The following is an 18,611-nucleotide window of genomic DNA, read 5'->3' on the forward strand; positions in this document are numbered from 1 at the left end:
AGGTACAGCGGCTTGTCCTGCTGAACACCACGTCCGCGAGGACGATGCTCATTCCGGTCAGCGCCATGCCCTGCGCGAGATGCATGCACCCGTCGCCTGTCTTGTCCGGCCCCGGCGCCGGTCGGCCGTACAGGTCGTCCCGCATCGCACCCTTACCGCCGCGGGCCTTCTCAACGGTCCGGGCGCTGCCACCGCCGCACTTCGGACACACCACATCAACCGGCCTTCCGGCCCCCTCGGACACCATGCTGGTCAGGCTAACGGTGCCCTGGGCCGGCGGATTCCCGGTGATCCGTCGCCGGCCGGAGGACCCGCACGATGCCGGCAGGGACAGCGGGGCCGAGCGGACGTCGAACCTCCGTGTGATCTTGAACGAGATCAACCCCCGTGCTGTCCGGTGCCGACGGGGGAGGGCTCAGACCGCGCCCGTACCCCGTGTGCCGGACATGCGGGCCAGGATGTGGGGGACTGCTTCCCGCAGAGTGACGAAGTGGCGATGCACGCCCTCGACCTCGGCAGCGCCGTTCACGCCCCACACCGTCATCCCGGCGCGCAGTCCGGATCGCACTCCGGACGGGGCGTCCTCGATGACCAGGCAGTCTCCTGGCTCGGCGCCCAGGCGGGCAGCGGCCCGCAGATAGGGCACGGGAGAGGGCTTGCCCTCTTCCACAGCGGCCGCGTCCACGATCACGTCCGGCACGGGCAGGCCCGTGCGCAGGAAACGGCCCCGCACCCGGTGTTCGTAGTTCGACGTCACCAACGCCCAGGTTCCGGGCGGCAGACCGTGCAGCAGGCCCGACGCTCCGTCGAAAGCCGCATAGGCGCCGGAGCGAACGTCCTCGTCCTCCAGTTCGTGCAGCAGGGCCAGACACTCGCTCGGATCACGGTCGGCGGCGACCTGGGCGAACGTCTCCAGCGGCCGGGTTCGCAAAGCCACCCGGTAGACCTCGTCCGCGTCCAGCCCGTACCGCATCGCCCAGGTTGCCCAGACCCGGCGCTGGTTGCTCACCGCGTCGATCAACGTGCCGTCGACGTCGAACAGCACATACTTCGTGCGGGCTTGCCGGCCTTGCCGGACTGGTTCACTGGGCACGCGCCGATCATGCCAGGCGGCCGACAGGCGCTTGCGGGACGGCTCTCGGAGACGGCCACAGGGCAGCGCCGTTCACCGAACTCCATGGCGACTCGCGTGTGCCCCGGAAACCTTCGCAGTGGCCCATGACAGTCAGCGGTCGCCGCGCAGCCCGATGACGGGCGGGTCCCCGCATCCGCGCTGCCGGTGAAGACCTGCCCTGTGCGGCCGGTCGGTTCCAGCGCGAAGGAGCCTTGAGTTCCGAGGAGGAAGTGGTGTCCGAGCGGGCACCGTCAGCCGTTGCAAGGACGGGGCCCGCTCGGTGTGCCGGTGATCGGTCAGGCTGTGTGCAGCCTCAGTCCGTACCGGTTGAGGATCTCGTTGACGGGCTGATGCCAGGTCTCGCCGCCGCTGCCGCAGTTGCCCCAGCCGCCCGACGTCACCCCTTGGGCCTGGTCGCCGCTGATGAAGGAGCCGCCCGAGTCACCGGGCTCGGCGCAGACGCTGGTCTTCGTCATCTGATGGACGGCACCCTGGCTGTAGTTCACCGTCTCGTTCTTCGCCAGCACCGTGCCGCAGTGCCAGTGGGTGGTGGAACCGGAACGGCAGACGGACGCACCCACCGGGGCCTCGGCGGAGCCGCGGACGAGCTGGTCGGGAACCGTGCCCCAGCCGAGCACCACCGGTACGGTCCACCAGCCGCTGCCCACGTTCACCCAGGCGTAGTCGTTGTCCGGGAACGACGACCCCTGGAAGGTGCCGATGTAGGACCGGTCCCAGCCGTACACCGCCGCGCTCGGTGAGCCGCAGTGCCCGGCGGTGACGAAGCCTCCGTGCACCGAGAAGCCGATGGAGCAGCGGACGTTGCCGGTGTAGTAGGGGTCGCCGCCCACGGTGCCGGCGGCGAACGTGCGCGGTGCGGCGGGGGTCTGTCGCACCGCCACGGGACCGGCCTCGCGGGCTCGGGAGAGGAAGGCCTGGACATCGTTGTCGTCCCGGTGCGACGCGACGATGTTCACGACGACCTTGTTGGCCTTCGGGTCCACGTGCCAACTACCGACTCCGGCAGGGGCTCGCAGCGCGTCGAGCCTCTCCTTCGCCGCGTCGAGTTGGCGGGCGTTGTACCGCACGAGGTGAACGGCCGCTCCGCTCGCGCGTACGGCGTCGGCGCGCGGCTCGGGTGACGGCGACGGTGAGTTTGCCGCTGTCGGCGTCGAACCAGGAGCCGCCGTAGGCCGAACCGGCGGCACCGCGCGCCTTGCGTTCGACGGCTGTCGCCGTCTTCTCCGCGGCCAGGCGTGCTTCCGCTTCGTCTCGGGTCAGCCCCAAGTCGCGTTGCATCGCGGTCAGGAGCTCGGCGGAAGCCGGTGCTTCGGTGGAGCGGGCGGGACCCTCCGCGGCGGTGGCCGGCAGGGCGCTCGCGGTCGCCCAGGAGCCGAGCAGGAGCAGTGCGGACAGTCCGGTGCGCAGGATTGTGGTGCGTCTCAAGGGATGCCCCTTCGTTGTTCCAGCAGGGTGGGGGTGGAACAGCAGAGCTTGAGAGCGCTCTCGGGATATGCGCGGCAGAGCCTAGCCCGTGACGATGAAAAGGTCTAGGCCTATGCCCGGCCGCGTGCTGCCGGACGACGTGAGTGGCTTGTCGCGTTCCCCGGCGTCCGAAGTCGGTGTGCCGTTCCTGGTCCGCGGCAGGGGACGCGGCCCGGAGGGAGTGTCCCGCAGGCGTCGGTGCCGGCCACGAACGATCCGACGCTGTCATGGAGTTCAGGAGGCAGGTCGCGGTAGCGCTGCCGGCCCTCCATTCCCAGCTCGTGCCGCCCGGAAGTCCGCTTCACTGAAGAAGCAGACCGAACCGCCAGGACACGGGGGCGGCGCGGCGGCCGACGCGCTCGTGCTCGGCACCATGAGGGTGGCCAGGGGCAGAGCGGCGACAAGGCCCCAAGAAGGCAGTCGCATGCGATCCTCGAAAGGGAAGAAGGAATGGTCGCGCTGATCCTTCCGGAGGGGAAGCGAGCCGGTATCGCCGGCGGAGTGATCCGCGGCCGAGCATCACTTCGCCATGGGGCACGAGCCGCCCGGTCCGGCATGAGGCTCTCATGACGTGCGGGACGTCATGCGGTTCCGCGGCTCCCGGGCCCCTACTTCTCGTACGCGATGGGGGATCCCAGGCGGATGATGGTCGAGCAGTCCACCTGCTGTCGGTATTGCCGGGAACCCTGCCGGTACCAGAAGCGGCAGTCCTTCAGTGTCCCGTTGACGGGTCCGGTGACCTTGACCCGGGCGACGTAGTAGATGTCGCCGCCGGACTTCGCCCTCACCGTGAAGGGGCGCCCCGCGTGGTTCCGGATCTTGGACAGATCGGGCGTGCTGCCCTTGCCGCCGGTGTGGGCGAACATGACGCTCCCGTCGGTCTCGTTGCCGTGGACGGCCCGGTACTCGATGACCTTGACGCCCTCGGGGACATGGGAGAACTCCGCTTTGGTGATCTCCACGTCCTGACCGGAGGTGTTCCAGGGGAGGGGAAGCCCGGCCCAGTACTCCTCACCGACCTGCGCGTGTTCGTAGCCGACATCTGCGGCCGACTGCAGGCCACCGTCGAGCGCGGAGCCCTCACCGACCCCGCCACTCGAAGGACCCGTGATCAGCAAGGCGACTCCGGTTGCAAGGACCGCAAGACAGCAGCCCACGTCACCGAGAGTGGTGCGGCGCCGAGTTGGAGTGGAAGACAGCAGACTTGCTCGGAACCGGTCCATTATTCCCCCAGATCACGTGCCTGCCCATGGCGCGGTTGCACAGTGGACGGCGTAGCCGGCCGCACTCGATGGCTCCTGCGAGCCGGAAGCACGTCCCAAGGTCACCCTGGTCCGGTGCCACAGTGCGAAGCAAAGGTGTTGAGCTACTTCTGAGCTGCACTGTTGATCTTTTGCTCATTCGTTGCCGACTTGGGCGGCCGGACGGCGGTGCGCGGCCGCTTGGTCCCGCGCTCCGCCCTGGTGCAGGGCCTGGTGCTGGTCCTGGTCCGTGTCCTGCAAGTGACCGACACCGACGCGGCTGCCGGCTTCCGGCGGCAGTTCACCGTCGGCGCCGGACCAGCCGGCCGCCCACCGCCCCTGTACCACCGGTGTCCGGGAGGCGCCGACGGCCGGAGCCGCGCCGGGTTCAGCCCCAGGTTCCTCCGGCCGGTTCCTTGATCGTGCGGTTGATCCGGTTGAAGAAGTTGGTCAGCGCGATCTCCAGGTTGATCGCGCCGATCTGTTCCTCTGTGAAATGGGCGTTGACCTCATCCCAGATCTCGTCGGTGACGCCCTGCGCACCGTCCTGCAACCGGGTGGCGGCCTCGGCCAGCGCCAGTGCCGCGCGCTCCGCATCGGTGTAGAACGGCGCCTCGCGCCAGGCCGCCACGTTGTGCAGCCGCTCCTCGGTGTCACCGGCCCTCCTCCCCCCGGCGACACCGGCGTGGACGCACGCCGAACAGCTGTTGATCTGGCTGGCGCGCAGGTGGACCAGCGCGAGCAGCTTCGGGTCGACACCCCCGGCGGCGATCGCCTTCTGGAGGTGCCGGATCGCGGTCCACACGTCCGGGTTGTTCGTGTTCTTGTCCTTGAGCCGGTTTTCCATCAGGGAGTGCTCTCCTTCATCGGTTACGTTGCGGCGCCCGTGCGCGTCATCCCTATGACGGTGCAGCTTCCAGAGAGGTAACAACATGACCGGCACCCAACCCGCGGGCTCGATCGTCGATGCCTTCGAGTCCCACCGTGACCGGCTCCGCGCCGTCGCCCACCGCATGCTCGGGTCACACTCCGATGCGGAAGACGCGGTCCAAGAAGCGTGGTTGCGGCTGTCCCACCAGGACATCGGCACCATCGACAACCTCGGCGGCTGGCTGACCACGGTGGTCGGCCGCATCAGCCTCGATGTCCTGCGGTCGGGCCGGACGCGCCCAGAAGTCTCCTACGACGACCGGCTGCCCGACTTCACGGTGACGCTCGACGACGATCCCGCTCCGGAAGAGCTCGTGGCTCTCGGGGACGCCGTCGGCCTCGCGCTTGTCACGGTCCTCGACTCGCTGCGCCCTGACGAACGACTGGCCTTTGTGCTGCACGACGTCTTCGCGGTGTCCTTCGGCGAGATCGGCAGTATTACCGTCGACGACGGCTGCATCACCGACATCACCGCCCTGGTCGACCCGGCCCAACTCGCACTCATGGACCTGCCGGACCCGGCGTGACCCCTGGCCGGGGCAGGGCCGCCGACAGCACCGTGCGCGTCAGGCGATCCACGCCTCAGTGTGCCGATGCCGGTTCAATCCGACGGCTGAGAACTCGTCCTCTCCTGCGCTTGTCACCACCCCAAGTCGCCGCAGCGCTCGAGAGATCGGACTGCCAGCCGGTGGAAAGGGCTCGTTCTCCTCAACGTGGAGCGGTCCGAGCACGACGCTGCCGTCGGCCCAAACGGCAGCCCGCTGCTCGCCCACACCGCCGAAGTACTCTGCCTCCACATAGGCCACCGGGCCATGGACCGACCAGTCGGCCAGCACCTTCTCGAACCCTCCTGTCAACCGCCGGAACCCCCAGGCGCTTGCAGTACCGCCGTCTCCGACGGTTTCCAGCAGTGCGTCCGTCATCGGCATCAGCGACAAGCCCTGTCCGATCGATGCCGGCCGAGCGGCAGGCAGGTCCCGCGTGGCATCACGCAGTGCCTCCCCGTCGGCGATCACTGCTCGCAGGTCGTAACTCATCCCAAGTCCTCCTCTCGGAAGCCCTCATCCTCTCGCGCCACGGTGAACCTCGGCGGCGGTCTCCCCGGGCCACGAGCACGCCCTCCCGGCGGCCGCCGCCACCGGAACATCGTCCACACGCCTCGAACGCGAGTGGCCGACGGCAGCGGCCGCACGGGCGCACGAGATGACATCAACCGCGGGGCAGGGCGAGGCGGGACAGGGCGGCGGTGATGAGGAGGAGAGCGGCGACCATGAGGAGGCCGACGCGCATGCCCGGGAGGGAGAAGCCGCCGTCGGCGGGGCCGGAGAGCAGGCTGCCGAAGAGGGCGACGGCGAGCGCACCGCCCAGCTGGCGAAGGGAGTTGAGAAGCCCCGAGGCGGTTCCCGCGCGCTCCCGTGGCACGGTGTCCATGAGCAGCGCGGTCAGCGCCGGTACCGCGAGCGCCCCGCCGACGCTGAGCGGCAGCAGCAGGATCAGCACCAGCCATACAGGGGTGTGCGCGGCCAGCGGCAGCATGGCCAGCATCGCCGCGATGAAGACCAACTGCCCGGCGACGATCACCCGGCGCCGCCCGACCCGTTCGGCCAGTCGCGGTGACACCAGGTTGGTCGCCGTCACCACCGCCGACATGGGGACGAACATCAGCCCGGCCGCGATCGCCGACATCCCGCGTAGCTGCTGGTAGTACAGGCCGAGCAGGAAGATCCCGCCGTAGAAGGCGGCGTTGACGGCGAAACCGACGGCGAGCGGGACGGCCACCCGGCGGTCCTTGAGCATGGCCGGGGGAACCATGGGGTGGCGGTGCCGGGCCTCCACCACGCGGAAGGCGCACCCGGAGGCGAGGGCGACCGCGGCGGCGCCCAGGACGGGGCCGCTGGTCCAGCCCAGGTGGCCGCCTTCGATCACGGTGAAGGCCAGACCGGCCAAGGCCACCACGGCGGTGAGCTGGCCACCGAGGTCCAGTGCGGCGGGCCGGCGCGGGGAGCGCGGCACCCGGACCAACAGGCCCAGGATCACCGCGCCCACGGGGAGGTTGAGCAGGAAGACCGCCCGCCAGCCGGCGGAGTCGGTGAGCAGCCCGCCGAGCACCGGTCCTGCGGCCATCGCCACCGAGCCGCCGACCGTCCACAGCGCGATGGCCCGGGCACGCGCCCGCGCGTCTTCGTAGGCGTGCCGGATCAAGGCCAGCGAGGCCGGCATCACGATCGCGGCGGCTGCTCCCTGTGCCACGCGTGCGGCGACCAGTACGCCGATGGCGGGCGCGAGCGCACAGGCCAGGGACGCCAGGGTGAACAGGGCGATGCCCCAGGTGTAGGCGCGGCGGGCGCCGACGCGGTCGGCGAGGGCGCCCGCCGAGAGCATCAGGGCCGCGAACATCAGTGTGTATGCGTCGACCACCCACTGCAGCCCGGACATCCCGCTGTCGAGGGAGTCGCTAATCGCGGGCAGTGCGATGTTCACGGCCGAGACGTCGATGGTGATCACTGTGAAGCCGAGGAGCGAAGCGACCAGCGCGACGCCGCCGCGCCGCGGCGCGGCGGCAGTCTCGGCAGGCGGCCCACTCGGTCGTGCTCGCCCCGCCGGTTGTCGCCTCGGCTCAGACGCGGACAGCTGCGAGTCGTGCCCGGGAGCGGAGGCGGTGGACGCGCGTGGGGCTGGGGTGGCCGGCATGGTGAACTCCCGGAACGGTACGAAGGGCTTGGAAGGGATGACAGGGCGGGCGGCCGCGGCCACCGGAGCCGCGGACCGGTGTCACGCACCCCCTGGGCTCCGGCAGCCGGACCACCCGTCCCGACGTCGACTCTCCACTCCCGCGCAGCCGGGCGGCAGACCGCGCGCTGCCCCGGGTGCGGCGTTCCAGGCCCTGACACGGCCCCCCACACCTCTTGACCGCCTGCGACAATGACCGGATGACAGCAGCGGAAGCGAGGGGCACGGAGCTCGGCCGGTACCTGAAGGCCCGCAGAGCACAGGTACGCCCGGAGGACGTCGGTCTCCCGGCCGGCGCGGGCCTGCGCCGCACCCCCGGACTGCGCCGCGAGGAGCTGGCCGCGCTGGCCGGGGTGAGCGTCGACTACTACATCCGCCTGGAGCGCGGCCGGGAGACCAACCCCTCCCCAGCCGTCGTGGACGCCCTCGGCCGCACCCTGCGGCTGCGTGGCGACGGTTACGAGCGCCTGCACGAGCTCGCGGAACTGGCCTCCGGCCGGCCCTCCGAGCTGCCGGCCAGCCCGGACCACACCGTGCGCGACTCGGTGCTGCGGATGCTGGAGTCGGTGCGCCCGCTGCCCGCCTATGTGGTGAGCCGGCACAACCGTGTGCTGGCCGCCAACCCGCCCGGCCGGCGGCTGATGCCCGGGCTCTGGGACTGGCCGGAGGAACAGCGGAACCTGACTCGCTACGTCTTCCTCCACCCCGTCGGCCGGACGCTCTACGAGCCGTGGGAGGAAACCGTCGCGCTGTCGGTGGCGCATCTGCGGGCTGTCGGCGGAGCCGACCCGGACGATCCCGAGCTGACCGCACTGGTCGGCGAACTGATGCTGAAGTCACCGCAGTTCGCACGCCTGTGGGAGCGGTACGACGTCTGTGAACGCGGCGGCGGGCAGAAGTCCTTCCGGCATCCCGAGGCGGGACCCATGACCCTGACCTACGAGGTCATGCGGCTGGCCCGGACGGGCGGCCAGCGCATGGTGGTCTACCAGGCATCCCCCGGCACGCCGGACGAGACGGCCATGCTCAGCCTGGAATCCGCGGACACCCGACCGGCGTCGTTGCCCTCGGACCCTTCGGTGCCGGCCACTGAGCCGCAACCCGCCGACGGGCTCTCTCCGGCCCACGCCTGCGCCGGCTGACCCCCGGGCCGGACGAACGGCCCCGTCGTCTCACCAGCCGCCGGCACCACCCGCACGGCTCACAGGTGCCCTGGCCGAACGCCGAGCCGGGCCGGCGGTACACAGGGAACGGTTACGCCCAGCGCATGCCGATGAGGGAGAGCTGCTCCACCCGCTCGGGCGACAGTGTCGCCGCCCGCGAGCGCTGGTTGCTGATCCATGCCCCCAGCCGGAGCTGCCGTTCCTCCCGATCCTCATCGTGCTCACGACCGCGCGCTTCGGCACCGGCGCTGCCGATGAGGATCGTCTCGATGTGTTTGCGCGGTACCTTCAGGTGTCCTTCGCGCTGGTAGTACTGCTTCGCGGCGGCGTAGTTGAGGGCCCATTTGTCGGCCTGGCTGGTCCGCGGTGCGGGCTTTTCGTCCTCGCCGGCGGGTTCGATCCCGAGAATGTGCTCGCACATCCACTGCTGGACGGTGGTGAGCTTGTCCCAGCCGATCCGGACCGAGCGCACCCAACGCCCGAGGTCCTCGCCCTGACGGATGACCTCCCCCGGCTTCGTGGGCAGCTCACCACCCTGTTCCAGGTGCCGCCGGCTGAGGTGGAAGGCGCGTTGCCACTCCACCGACCAGGCCGGGCACCACGACGGGTCGATGTCCTCGAGCTGTTCGCGTCGTTCCCCCGACAGGGCGCCGGCCTCCGACGGAACGGGCAGGCCTTCGGCACGCCGCTGTTCGATCTCGGCGGCCCTCCGTGCGGCGGCCCTGGCGTTCTTCAGCCAGATGCCCACCTTGTAGCCCTGGTAGGTGGCGTCCAGCGGTGCCAGCAGATGACCCGCTTCGGTTGCCCACCCACGCGCCGCTGCGAGTCCCTCTTCCCACGCGATGTCGTAGTGAGACCAGATCATGCCGAGCTTGTCCAGCTGGACGATGCGGTCTTCGCTCATGTCCCCGCGGGCGCGGAACCTCCGTGCGTCGGCGATCCACTGCCCCAGGGGGAAGGAACGAAGGGAGGGCCGCCATCCCTCTGCTCCCGCCGTCTGGCCGTCATCGGGCACGCGGTAGGTGAAGGGGACCTTCAGGTCGCCGTGGAGCCGGTGGTAGACGAAGGCGGCTTCGATCCCACGTCGCCAGTGCCGGTGTTCGGGGTTGAGGACGCGCATGCTGATGAAGGCCGCGAGCGCGGCGGGGTCACGGGGGGTGCTGAACTTCAGCAACGCCCGGGCCGGAACGGACAGCCCACCGTCGCTTCGGTCGCTGCCGGCCGCGTCGTCCTCCTCGCTCCCGCTGCGGCTCTGTACGCCCCGTGAACGGCTTCGCGCCTGCGACTCGGCGAGTTGTTCGACGATGCGGGCGTCGTGCGCCCTGAGTGCCTCCAGCAAGGTGGCCAGACCGCCGTAAGCCCTGGAGGTGAGCATGTCGTCCGGCGTCTCCCCGGGGGCGAGCAGGACCGGCACGACGAGCGAGGCGATCTTGCCCTCACCGGGCTGCATCCGCAGCGCCCGGCCCACGGCCTGGACGAGATCCGGCATCGAGCCGCGTACGTCGGCGAAGTAGACGGAGTCGCAGTGTCGGGTGTCGACGCCTTCGCCAAGAATGCGAACGCTGCTCAGGAAGGCCTTGTCGACGACGGTGCCGGCGGGGGTGATCCCCTCGGCGAACTCTGTCAGGACTTGGCGCCGGTACGCGGGCTTGTGCTCTCCGCACAGCCACTCGGCCCAGACCCCCTTCGGGTACCTCCCGGGATCACCGGCGTGCAGCCGATCGGCGACGTCCTGGAGGCCGGCCGCGAAGGCCTCGGCCTCCTTGACCATATGGTGGAAGACCAGCGTCCTGCGGAAGCCTTCCTCAGCCGATGCTTTCACCAACGCGGTTTGCAGCGCGGCGAGCCGCGCCCCGCGTACCTGGTCGGAGCGTCCGTCGGTGCTCAGGAGGCGGGACGCCTGGAATTCGATGTCCGTGATGTCAAGGCACACCACCTGGTAGGGGGCACAGATCCCGCGGTCGATGGCATCCGAAAGCGTCAGGGTGTAGCAGCGGCTGCCGAAAGGGGAGCCGGGGTCGTCCTCCATGCTCGCCACAAGCTCGCCCGGCACACCCTGCGCCTGGTCCTCGCCCAGTTGCCACAACCGGGGCGTGGCCGTCATGTACAGACGCCGCAGGGCCGGGATGCGGGTGTTGTCATGGACAACCGCCCACGGCTTGCCCAGCCGCCCCGACGTCCGGTGCGCCTCGTCCACGACGACCAGGTCCCAGCCCGGAAGGCCGGCCTGGTGAGCACGCTCCAGGGTGCCCAGACCGAGCGAGGCGTAAGTGGCGAACACGGTGACCCTGTCGAAGGGCCGCACCCAGGCGACCAGCTCCTCCACGTCCGTGGTGTTGGGGAAGGACCCCTGTTCCCCGCTCAGGGACGAGAGCCCGATCATCGGCCCGCGCCGACCGGCCTCGCGCCACGCGGCCTCGGTCTGGGTGAGCAGGTCCAGCGAGGGCACCAGCACCAGCACCCGGCCCGCCCGGAGCTCCTCAGCGCTCCGCGCGGCCACGAGGGTCTTGCCGGTCCCCGTCGCCATGATCACCTGAGTGCGCAGCCCGCGCTCGGGCACGGTCGAGTCAGGGGAGAGCTCGAGCGCTCGGAGTACCGCATCCACGGCCTCCCGCTGATGGGGGCGGAGTGCCTTGGCCGCCATGATGATCCTTCGCCTGGGTCGTCCGGATTCGTGTGTGCTACTGATCCTCGCAGGGATCCGGGATGCGGGAACACCGCCCCGATGATTGCGCAGTCTTCCCCTCTGGCCACGCATCCACGGCCCTGCCGTGATGTCTCGCCACACCCCACCTGTGCGTGTCCGTCCCCCGTGTGCAGCGGCCGGGATCCACGGGGACGGGTCGGCCGGAAGTCTGGTGTCTGCCGGGGCGGAGGCGGGGCATACGGGCTTCACCCCCTTCGAGAGGAGCTCGTTTCATGCTCGGCATAGTCGCGGCGGTGCTGTTCTTCTTCGCGTTCTTGATCAACGCGGCAGAGATCAGCACCAACGATGTGTTCTCTTCGACCAACGTCATGTTGCTGGGCTTGCTGTGCCTGGCTCTGCAGGTGGCCGGCGTCGGCGGCGGCTGGGGCCGCAGACGGTGACCTCGCCCCTGGGCCGGAAGGTCTGCTAAGGGGCGTCCGCCAAGGGCCCGTCAGCAAGCTGACGGGCCCTTGCTGATCGTTTCAGCATGAGGTGAGGAGTTGTCTCAAACCGTTGATGCGCGGGGGAGTTGCAGCAGTGCGAGGTCGCATCCGGAAAAGGCATCCGCTGTGTCACGTCGTGACGGTTCTTCTGGTCAAGTCCCGCAGGCGCTGCCAGACCGTCAGTCCGCCGGCAGCCCTCCCCAGTACAGGGACGGTGTCTTCCTGACAGGTGTCAGGAAGACACCGCAAGCCAGTCCGGATACGTTCCCGGGAATACCGCAGAGCATCGGTATGCGGCACACCGCTCTCACAGGCGCGCTTCACGCCGGAGGCGCCCATGCGGAGCCGGACCAACACCCGGACACGTTCCTGGGTGCCCTTGCTTCATCAGGAAAGGAATGGCATGTCCCTACTGAAGCGGTACGCATCGCTCGCGGCTGCAGCGGTGGCCCTCCTGGCAGTGGGATTGGCCGGACCGGCATCCGCGGAGACGACACAGCCCCGGGCGCCATTCGACCAACAGGCCCGTGCTGCCGGGCTCAGCCGAGACCAAGCCGACGCTCTCCAGGCGAAGGTGGACCGCTACCTTGCCCGCCAGGACGGACGGCAGGTCTCGGCGAACGAGATGGTACTGGCCGGCGGTGCCACACTGACGGTCACCGTCCCCGGTGAGAAGTACGTGCGCGAGTTGAGCACGTCGGCCGGAAGTCGTGCCGCGGCACAATGGGAATGCGACTACGGGTACTTCTGCCTGTTCCGTCAGCAACTCGGCTTGGGTGACCGACTCGCCCTGTACCACTGCCAGGACTACGCACTGCAGAACTGGACCGGCGACGGCTCGTACTACAACCATCAGACGCCGGGCACCCGTGCACTGTTCAAGAACCAAAACCGCAACGTCATCTTCACCACGCCTGGTGCTACCTACAGTGAGCCGAGTTACAACTGGACTCCCGTCTGGTATGTCAGGCCCTGCTGACTGATCGTTTCAGAATGTGGTGCGGGGTCGTCTCAAGCAGTTGGTGCTGCGGGAAAGTTGCAGCAGTGGGAAGTGAACGTCCGCGCGGGCACAACCCAGACCGGGAACCCTGGGTTGTGCCCTTGCGGGTGTGTCGTGGCCGCGCTATCGGCGAACAGCCGCGGGTGGTCGATTGCGAGGCCGGCCTCGAACGCCGCGGGTGCGGCATCCGACCTGCTCAGCAATGAGTTCGCGCGCGACTCAGCAGACCTGGGGCAGAAGCACGGTCGAGCATGCAGGGGTGCCTGTCATGGCACGTCACGCCGTGCGAGGGCTTCAGCGATCGGTGTGCCGCTGCGCTGCGCGTACGTCATCCGCTCACGTATCTCGCGCAGCTTCCGGGGCCGGTATCCCGGTCCTCCGCAGCAGCTTTTGTGGAAGCCCACGCCTGCGTTGAGCAGCACGCTGAGGGTTCGCCATGCAGCCACGTCTCGCCGACGGGGCGTCGCGAACGCCGATCCCGCGTGAATCATCGTCCGTGCACAGCGCGGGCAGGTTCGCTGCCTTGTTCTGTCGTGAGGCTGCTTGTACGAGACCCGGCAGGGGAGGCAGACGTACGAGGTTTTCCCAATGACCACCGGCTCAGAGTAGAGATGCTTCGGGGAGGCGGCCAACGGTATTTCCTGCGCTGAGGCTTGGTCGGGGAGAATGCGTTTCCCGCCGGCCAACTGAAGCGTTTGACCTTGGTGGATTTGGCTGGCCTGGCACTTCACCACCGGGGTCGGCCGCTTGTTACTCTTTCCGATCATGCGAGCCCTCTTCCCAGGATCCTTCGACCCGGTCACTCAAGGGCACCAAGACGTACTCCGGCGCGCTGCCCTCCTGTTCGACGAGGTCGTCGTGTGCGTGATGTTCAACGCGAACAAGACTGGCCGCTTCCCCGTCACGGAACGGCTGGACCGGCTCCGCGCGGCAGCAACTGACTTGAGCAACGTCACGGTCGACTCCCACACGGGCGGTCTGCTGGTCGACTACTGCCGCCGAGTCGGAATCGACGTCGTCATCCGCGGAGTCCGCGGTGTTCCCGACCTGGACTACGAAATGCCGATGGCCCGAATGAACCACGAACTGGCGGGAATCGAAACGTTCTTCATCGCTGCGGACCCCGCCCTGGCCCACATCTCCTCCACCCTCGTCACCGCGATGAGTCAACGGGACCGTGTCCCCGAATGATGCTTTGAGCGGGCTTCTTCCCGAAGGCGAGGGCGGCAATGAGCTGTCCTGAGACGCGGTTCTGCGATCTCCCGCAACCCGTCCTGAACAATCCATCGACCGGGCGTCGGCTCGCGGTGGCAGCCGAGAAACGCCCGGGCGGTCGAGGTCGACGGGCCGACTGGGGATGGGCAGTCCGCCCCGCAGCGGTCGACTGGGCAGAAGCGAGGGAAGCGTCCGCGGGCGCTCAAGAGTGGAGTGGGTGTCCCGTCGTCGCGTCCACATGGGCCGGGATCTCGTCGTGGCGATCGCCGACGGTCGGTGTCCCGGTGGGCTCGATCATGAGGATCGCGGCGCCGGAGGGGGCGTACGGCTTGTGTTCCGTGCCTCGGGGGACGGTGAAGACCGCACCTTGAGCGAGCACGACCGTGCGCTCTCCCGTGGGCTCGCGAAGCGAGATGTGCAGTTCGCCGTCGAGCACCAGGAAGAACTCATCCGTGTGGTCGTGGGCGTGCCAGACGTGTTCGCCGTCGACCTTGGCGACGCGCACGTCGTAGTCATTGACGCGCGTGACGATGCGGGGGCTCCACAGTGCGTCGAAGGAGGCCAGGGCTTTGGCGAGGGCAATGGGTTCGTCGCTCATGGGCTCATCGTTCCTGCTGCCGGACGGGCGGCGTGAGTGCTAGGAATCGCATATGGCGCAAGGATCCTCGCACGCAGCGCGTACAACCGGCCCGCATCGCGTCGTCGTCATCGTGGATGAGAACTCGAACCCCTTCGAGCTCGGTTGTGCGACCGAAGTCTTCGGCTTGCACAGGCCCGAGATCGGCCCTGATCTCTACGACTTCGAGCTCTGCTCGCCCCAGCCGCGGACGCTGATGCGGGACGGCTTCTTCACGCTCACCGGGGTCGCGAGCCTGGAAGCGGCCGACTCGGCGGACACTCTGATCGTTCCCAACCGGCCCGACACCGAGGTGCCTCGACGTCCGGCTGTGCTCGACGCGATCCGGCGGGCCCACGCACGTGGTGCCCGTCTGGTGGGCTTCTGCAGTGGCGCGTTCACTCTGGCCGAGGCTGGGGTGCTCGACGGGCGCAGGGCCACCGCGCACTGGCAGTGGGCGGACTCCTTCCGGGCGCGTTTCCCCGCCGTCCGACTCGAGTCGGACGTGCTGTTCGTGGACGACGGCGACATCCTCACCGCGGCGGGGAGCGCCGCTGCGCTCGACCTCGGGCTGCACATCGTCCGCCGCGACCACGGAGCGGAGATCGCCAACGCCGTGAGCCGACGTCTGGTCTTCGCCGCCCACCGCGACGGCGGACAGCGGCAGTTCGTCGAGCGGCCGATTCCGGATCTGCCGGACGAATCCCTGGCGCCCGTACTGGCCTGGGCGCAGGAACGACTCGACTCGACCCTCACCGTGTCCGAACTCGCCGTACGGGCGGCGGTCAGCCCGGCGACACTGCATCGCCGCTTCCAGGCGCAACTGGGAACGACGCCGCTGGCGTGGCTCACGGGGGAGCGTGTTGCCCTGGCCTGCCGACTGATCGAGCGAGGGGAGTCGCGTTTCGACGTGGTCGCGCGACGCACCGGGCTCGGCACCGCCGCCAACCTGCGTGCCCTGATGCGTCGCGAGACCGGGCTCAATCCCTCCGCGTACAGGCGCCGGTTCGGACCGCAGGCAGGCTGAAACCGGAGGTCTCGTCATCGGGTGAACCACGGGACTCTCTGAACGCTGAGCGGGGGCTTCGCCACGTCACTGTCCGAGGGCGTCGGCCGCCGACCGCCCGCGACCGGCATCCACCCAAGGCTCGCTCACGGCGTCCGGGCGTCCTCGGATCCCTCCGTCAGGCGGTCAAGCTCATCCTGGACGTCGTCGAACTCCAGGCCGAGGTCCGATGCCTCAGGTGTCGGCATGACCTCTTCCAACGGGAGGTCCTCGATGGCGTCCTCCACGGCATCGTCGACGGCCTTCTCGGCGTCTTCGCCGGCCAGGTAGTCCCTGATCGCCTCACCTGCCAGGCGCTTCACCGTGTTGTCGTCGAGGCCGGCACACTCGGTTGGCTCCTTGCCCCGGGGCGCGTCATCACCGGCCTTGACCGTGTCCCTGTACTGCTCGTACATGGCTCTCCTGCAGTCCTGCGGGTCCGCCTCCGCTTCGGTGCCTCCGCAGGCCGTGAGTGCGGCGAGCAGCAGCGCGGTGACTGCGGTAAGTGTCGTACGGGTGCGCATGGTCCCCCCAAAGGTGCTGTGTGTCGCGAGGGCATCATGCATCACTCACGTGCGGGTGAGCAGGTCGGCGATTCGAACGATCATCTGGCTCTCCTCACCGCTGCGGGCGGTCGTCGGGTTGTAGGCCAGCACGAAGCGGCGTCGCTGGTCACGAGTGGAGAACGCGGCGTTCTTGTAGCCGTACGTCTCGCCGGTTTTGCCCCAGAGAGTCACGCCGTTGACGGTGGCCTGCTGAAGCCCGCTGCTGTAACGGGCCGGGGAGCCGTCCAGCATGCGCACGTCGTCCGGCGGCAGCGTGAACATCAGCTGGAGCAGGTCCGGCGGGAGCAGTTCGCCGGAGAACAGGGCGGCGAGCATCCGGTCGAGATCGCCCGTGGTGGAGACCATGTCGCCCTCGCCCCGGCTTGACGACTGGTCGTGGACGGTGATGTCCGCCAGGCCGCCGTCGGCCATCGTCAGGTAGCCGTGCACGTGCCGGCCGTGGACGCGCGGATCGTCGCCGGGCACGACGGTGTGGGCCAGGCCCAGCGGGCGCAGGATGCGGGCCGCGACGGCCTCTCCGTACGGACGGCCGGTGACCTTGTCGATGATCAGTGCGGCCAGTAGGTAGTTGATGCCGCGGTACTCCTGCCTGGTGCCCGGGGCGAATTTCAGCGGCCCGTGGATCGCCGTCGCCACCCACTCCTGCGGCGTCCAATGGTCGAAGCGGTGCAGGAGGACGTCCTCCGCGGTCACCGGTTCGGGGATGCCCACGTGGTCCGGCAACCCGCTGGTGTGATTCAGCAGTTGGGCTACCGTGACGGGCGAGAACCTGGCCGGCAGCAGCCCCGGCAGGATGCGCCGCACGGGCGTGTCCAGCCCGACCCGGCCCTCGGCCACCAGTTGCAGCACCACCGTGGCGACGAAGACCTTGGTGATGCTGCCGATACGAACCATGTGCCGCCCCGTCACCGGCAGCCGTGTCCTGATGTCGGCCACACCCGAGGTACCACGCCAGGAGCCGGCCGTGCCGCCGACGCGCAATTGGGCCGCGGTCGACGGCGGATGCTCCAGATCGTCGATCGCCGCCCGCAGGGCGGCGTTGTCCAGGGACGGGAGAGGCGTGGGAGGTGCGGGAGATGCGACGGCGCCACGCGCGGGCAGTACCGTGACGGCGGCCAACGCGGCCGCTCCTGACAGGGCGGCGCCCACAAAGGTCCTTCGGGACATGCGTGTTGGGGTCATGACCCGCACACTGTCAGTGGGTGGGTGAGCGAGCATCGGGGGCGCCCCGGAGCGATCCCCGACCCCACCCTGACCCCCACCCGCACACGGGTGACCGTCCTGGTGCCCGGCAGCTGTGATGCACGGTCGTACTGAGGCCCGTCGACAAGGCGTGATCACGTGGCTGGGAAAAGTATGGGACGGGGTGATGCCCGGGCCCGTACCCTGTGGCTGCCCGTGACACCGCCCGAGGAGGTGAGACCCATGAACGCTGTATCGACGTGGGTGCTCCCCCTTCCCGTCACGGCCGGCGATTGACACAGGCGTCGCCGGGAGCGCCTCGACAACAAGGCACTCCCGAAGGGCAACACCTGTGCACCCTCTGCGCTTCACCACCCAGTCGTCGTCGAACGGCATGCTCGAACGCCACTTCACCGTGGGTGACATTCCCGGAGTTCTCTGGTCGCCGGCCTCCGGCACCGATCGCGCCCCCCTGGTCCTCATGGGCCACGGCGGCGGCGCCCACAAGACGCATCCGGCGATGGCGGGCCGGGCACACCTCCTCGTGACCGGCTGCGGCTTCCACGTCGCCGTCATCGACGCGCCCGGTCACGGCGACCGGCCGCGCACCGCGCAAGACGAGCAGGAAATCGCCGAGCTGCGCAAGGCGCAGGAGGCGGGCGAGCCGGAAGGTCCGATCGTCGTCCGTTACAACGCCCGCCTGGCGGAGCTCGCCGTACCCGAATGGCAGGCGACCCTGGACGCCCTGCAGCAACTTCCGGAGATCGGCGCCGAAGAACCGATCGGTTACGTCGGTATCGGTTTGGGAACCGCGGTCGGGGTGCCGCTGGTGGCGATCGAACCCCGGATCACGGCCGCGGTCTTCGTCTCGACCTGGCCCGATGTCCTGCTCGAAAATGCGCAGCAGATCACCGTCCCGGTCGAGTTCGCCATGCAGTGGGACGACGAGCGCATCCCGCGCGAGGCCGGCCTGGCGCTGTTCGACGCCTTCGCCTCCAAGGAGAAGACGTTGCACGCCAACGCGGGCACGCACATGGAACTGCCCAGGTTCGAGGCCGACAGCGCGGTCGGGTTCCTCGCCCGGCATCTCGGCCGGTCGGTGACCGCGCTGGGCTGAGGGTGAGCGGCAGCGGCGTCCGGTCCCCGCCGGGCGCCGTTGCCGCGGCCCGGACTGAGACCGCCTACCCGCATGCCC

Annotated in this window: 16 protein-coding genes and 2 pseudogenes; 7 read left to right on the forward strand and 11 right to left on the reverse strand. The window is 69.3% G+C overall.

The features are described 5' to 3' along the window. Positions 1 to 415: 415 nt before the first annotated feature. The 4 genes and pseudogenes from ACFY9E_RS16570 to ACFY9E_RS16585 all read right to left on the reverse strand — a co-directional run bounded on the left by ACFY9E_RS16570 (position 416) and on the right by ACFY9E_RS16585 (position 4,687). On the reverse strand, positions 416 to 1,093 hold the full coding sequence (locus tag ACFY9E_RS16570) for an HAD-IA family hydrolase (protein ID WP_390984066.1): 678 nt from the start codon (positions 1,091 to 1,093) through the stop codon (positions 416 to 418). Between the two features lie 317 nt (positions 1,094 to 1,410). Continuing rightward, positions 1,411 to 2,560: pseudogene (locus ACFY9E_RS16575) on the reverse strand (S1 family peptidase). Positions 2,561 to 3,207: 647 nt separating this feature from the next. Then, positions 3,208 to 3,717, reverse strand: a complete 510-nt coding sequence (locus tag ACFY9E_RS16580; RefSeq protein ID WP_390984068.1) for a hypothetical protein — start codon at positions 3,715 to 3,717, stop codon at positions 3,208 to 3,210. A gap of 511 nt (positions 3,718 to 4,228) precedes the next feature. Further along, positions 4,229 to 4,687: a carboxymuconolactone decarboxylase family protein gene (locus ACFY9E_RS16585; RefSeq protein WP_390984071.1), complete on the reverse strand. Its 459-nt coding sequence runs from the start codon at positions 4,685 to 4,687 to the stop codon at positions 4,229 to 4,231. A gap of 85 nt (positions 4,688 to 4,772) precedes the next feature. Between ACFY9E_RS16585 and ACFY9E_RS16590 the strand changes: the two are divergent. Further along, positions 4,773 to 5,210, forward strand: a pseudogene (locus tag ACFY9E_RS16590) (sigma-70 family RNA polymerase sigma factor); the annotation flags it as partial. A gap of 126 nt (positions 5,211 to 5,336) precedes the next feature. Here ACFY9E_RS16590 and ACFY9E_RS16595 read toward each other — a convergent pair. Both ACFY9E_RS16595 and ACFY9E_RS16600 read right to left on the reverse strand, forming a co-directional pair. Then, positions 5,337 to 5,807 (reverse strand): hypothetical protein, encoded by a 471-nt coding sequence (locus ACFY9E_RS16595; RefSeq protein ID WP_390984074.1) that lies wholly within the window; start codon positions 5,805 to 5,807, stop codon positions 5,337 to 5,339. 172 nt (positions 5,808 to 5,979) lie between these two features. Then, positions 5,980 to 7,461, reverse strand: a complete 1,482-nt coding sequence (locus ACFY9E_RS16600) for an MFS transporter (RefSeq protein ID WP_390984076.1) — start codon at positions 7,459 to 7,461, stop codon at positions 5,980 to 5,982. Positions 7,462 to 7,700: 239 nt separating this feature from the next. Between ACFY9E_RS16600 and ACFY9E_RS16605 the strand changes: the two genes are divergently transcribed. Continuing rightward, positions 7,701 to 8,642 (forward strand): helix-turn-helix domain-containing protein, encoded by a 942-nt coding sequence (locus tag ACFY9E_RS16605; protein WP_390984079.1) that lies wholly within the window; start codon positions 7,701 to 7,703, stop codon positions 8,640 to 8,642. Between the two features lie 112 nt (positions 8,643 to 8,754). Here the strand turns inward: ACFY9E_RS16605 and ACFY9E_RS16610 are convergent, their stop codons facing one another. After that, positions 8,755 to 11,307, reverse strand: coding sequence for a Helicase associated domain protein (locus ACFY9E_RS16610; RefSeq protein ID WP_390984082.1), 2,553 nt, complete (start codon positions 11,305 to 11,307; stop codon positions 8,755 to 8,757). Positions 11,308 to 11,582: 275 nt separating this feature from the next. Here ACFY9E_RS16610 and ACFY9E_RS16615 point away from each other — a divergent pair, with 275 nt between their 5' ends. Then, a complete protein-coding gene (locus tag ACFY9E_RS16615; RefSeq protein WP_390984085.1) occupies positions 11,583 to 11,750 on the forward strand; it encodes a hypothetical protein in 168 nt (55 codons plus the stop codon). A gap of 445 nt (positions 11,751 to 12,195) precedes the next feature. Then, a complete protein-coding gene (locus tag ACFY9E_RS16620; protein WP_390984087.1) occupies positions 12,196 to 12,771 on the forward strand; it encodes a hypothetical protein in 576 nt (191 codons plus the stop codon). 287 nt (positions 12,772 to 13,058) lie between these two features. Here ACFY9E_RS16620 and ACFY9E_RS16625 read toward each other — a convergent pair whose 3' ends face one another. After that, positions 13,059 to 13,388, reverse strand: coding sequence for a type II secretion system F family protein (locus ACFY9E_RS16625; RefSeq protein ID WP_390985096.1), 330 nt, complete (start codon positions 13,386 to 13,388; stop codon positions 13,059 to 13,061). A 169-nt stretch (positions 13,389 to 13,557) separates the two neighbouring features. On the opposite strand from ACFY9E_RS16625, the gene coaD reads away from it, so the two are divergent. Further along, positions 13,558 to 13,983: a pantetheine-phosphate adenylyltransferase gene (gene coaD / locus ACFY9E_RS16630; RefSeq protein ID WP_390984090.1), complete on the forward strand. Its 426-nt coding sequence runs from the start codon at positions 13,558 to 13,560 to the stop codon at positions 13,981 to 13,983. Positions 13,984 to 14,209: 226 nt separating this feature from the next. On the opposite strand, the gene ACFY9E_RS16635 is transcribed toward coaD, so the two are convergent. Continuing rightward, positions 14,210 to 14,605, reverse strand: coding sequence for a cupin domain-containing protein (locus ACFY9E_RS16635; protein WP_390984093.1), 396 nt, complete (start codon positions 14,603 to 14,605; stop codon positions 14,210 to 14,212). Positions 14,606 to 14,657: 52 nt separating this feature from the next. Between ACFY9E_RS16635 and ACFY9E_RS16640 the strand changes: the two genes are divergently transcribed. Next, complete coding sequence (locus ACFY9E_RS16640) at positions 14,658 to 15,650, forward strand: helix-turn-helix domain-containing protein (protein ID WP_390984096.1); 993 nt, start codon at positions 14,658 to 14,660, stop codon at positions 15,648 to 15,650. Positions 15,651 to 15,775: 125 nt separating this feature from the next. Here the strand turns inward: ACFY9E_RS16640 and ACFY9E_RS16645 are convergent, their stop codons facing one another. Together ACFY9E_RS16645 and ACFY9E_RS16650 are read right to left on the reverse strand one after the other, a co-directional pair. Beyond that, complete coding sequence (locus ACFY9E_RS16645) at positions 15,776 to 16,192, reverse strand: hypothetical protein (RefSeq protein ID WP_390984099.1); 417 nt, start codon at positions 16,190 to 16,192, stop codon at positions 15,776 to 15,778. Between the two features lie 45 nt (positions 16,193 to 16,237). Further along, entirely contained in the window at positions 16,238 to 17,416 is a 1,179-nt protein-coding gene (locus ACFY9E_RS16650) for a serine hydrolase (protein WP_390984101.1), read from the reverse strand. Positions 17,417 to 17,768: 352 nt separating this feature from the next. Here ACFY9E_RS16650 and ACFY9E_RS16655 point away from each other — a divergent pair, with 352 nt between their 5' ends. Further along, positions 17,769 to 18,533 (forward strand): alpha/beta hydrolase, encoded by a 765-nt coding sequence (locus ACFY9E_RS16655; RefSeq protein ID WP_390984103.1) that lies wholly within the window; start codon positions 17,769 to 17,771, stop codon positions 18,531 to 18,533. Positions 18,534 to 18,611: the final 78 nt, after the last annotated feature.

This window comes from Streptomyces sp. NPDC012466, from assembly GCF_042955215.1.
Taxonomy (GTDB): Bacteria; Actinomycetota; Actinomycetes; order Streptomycetales; family Streptomycetaceae; genus Streptomyces.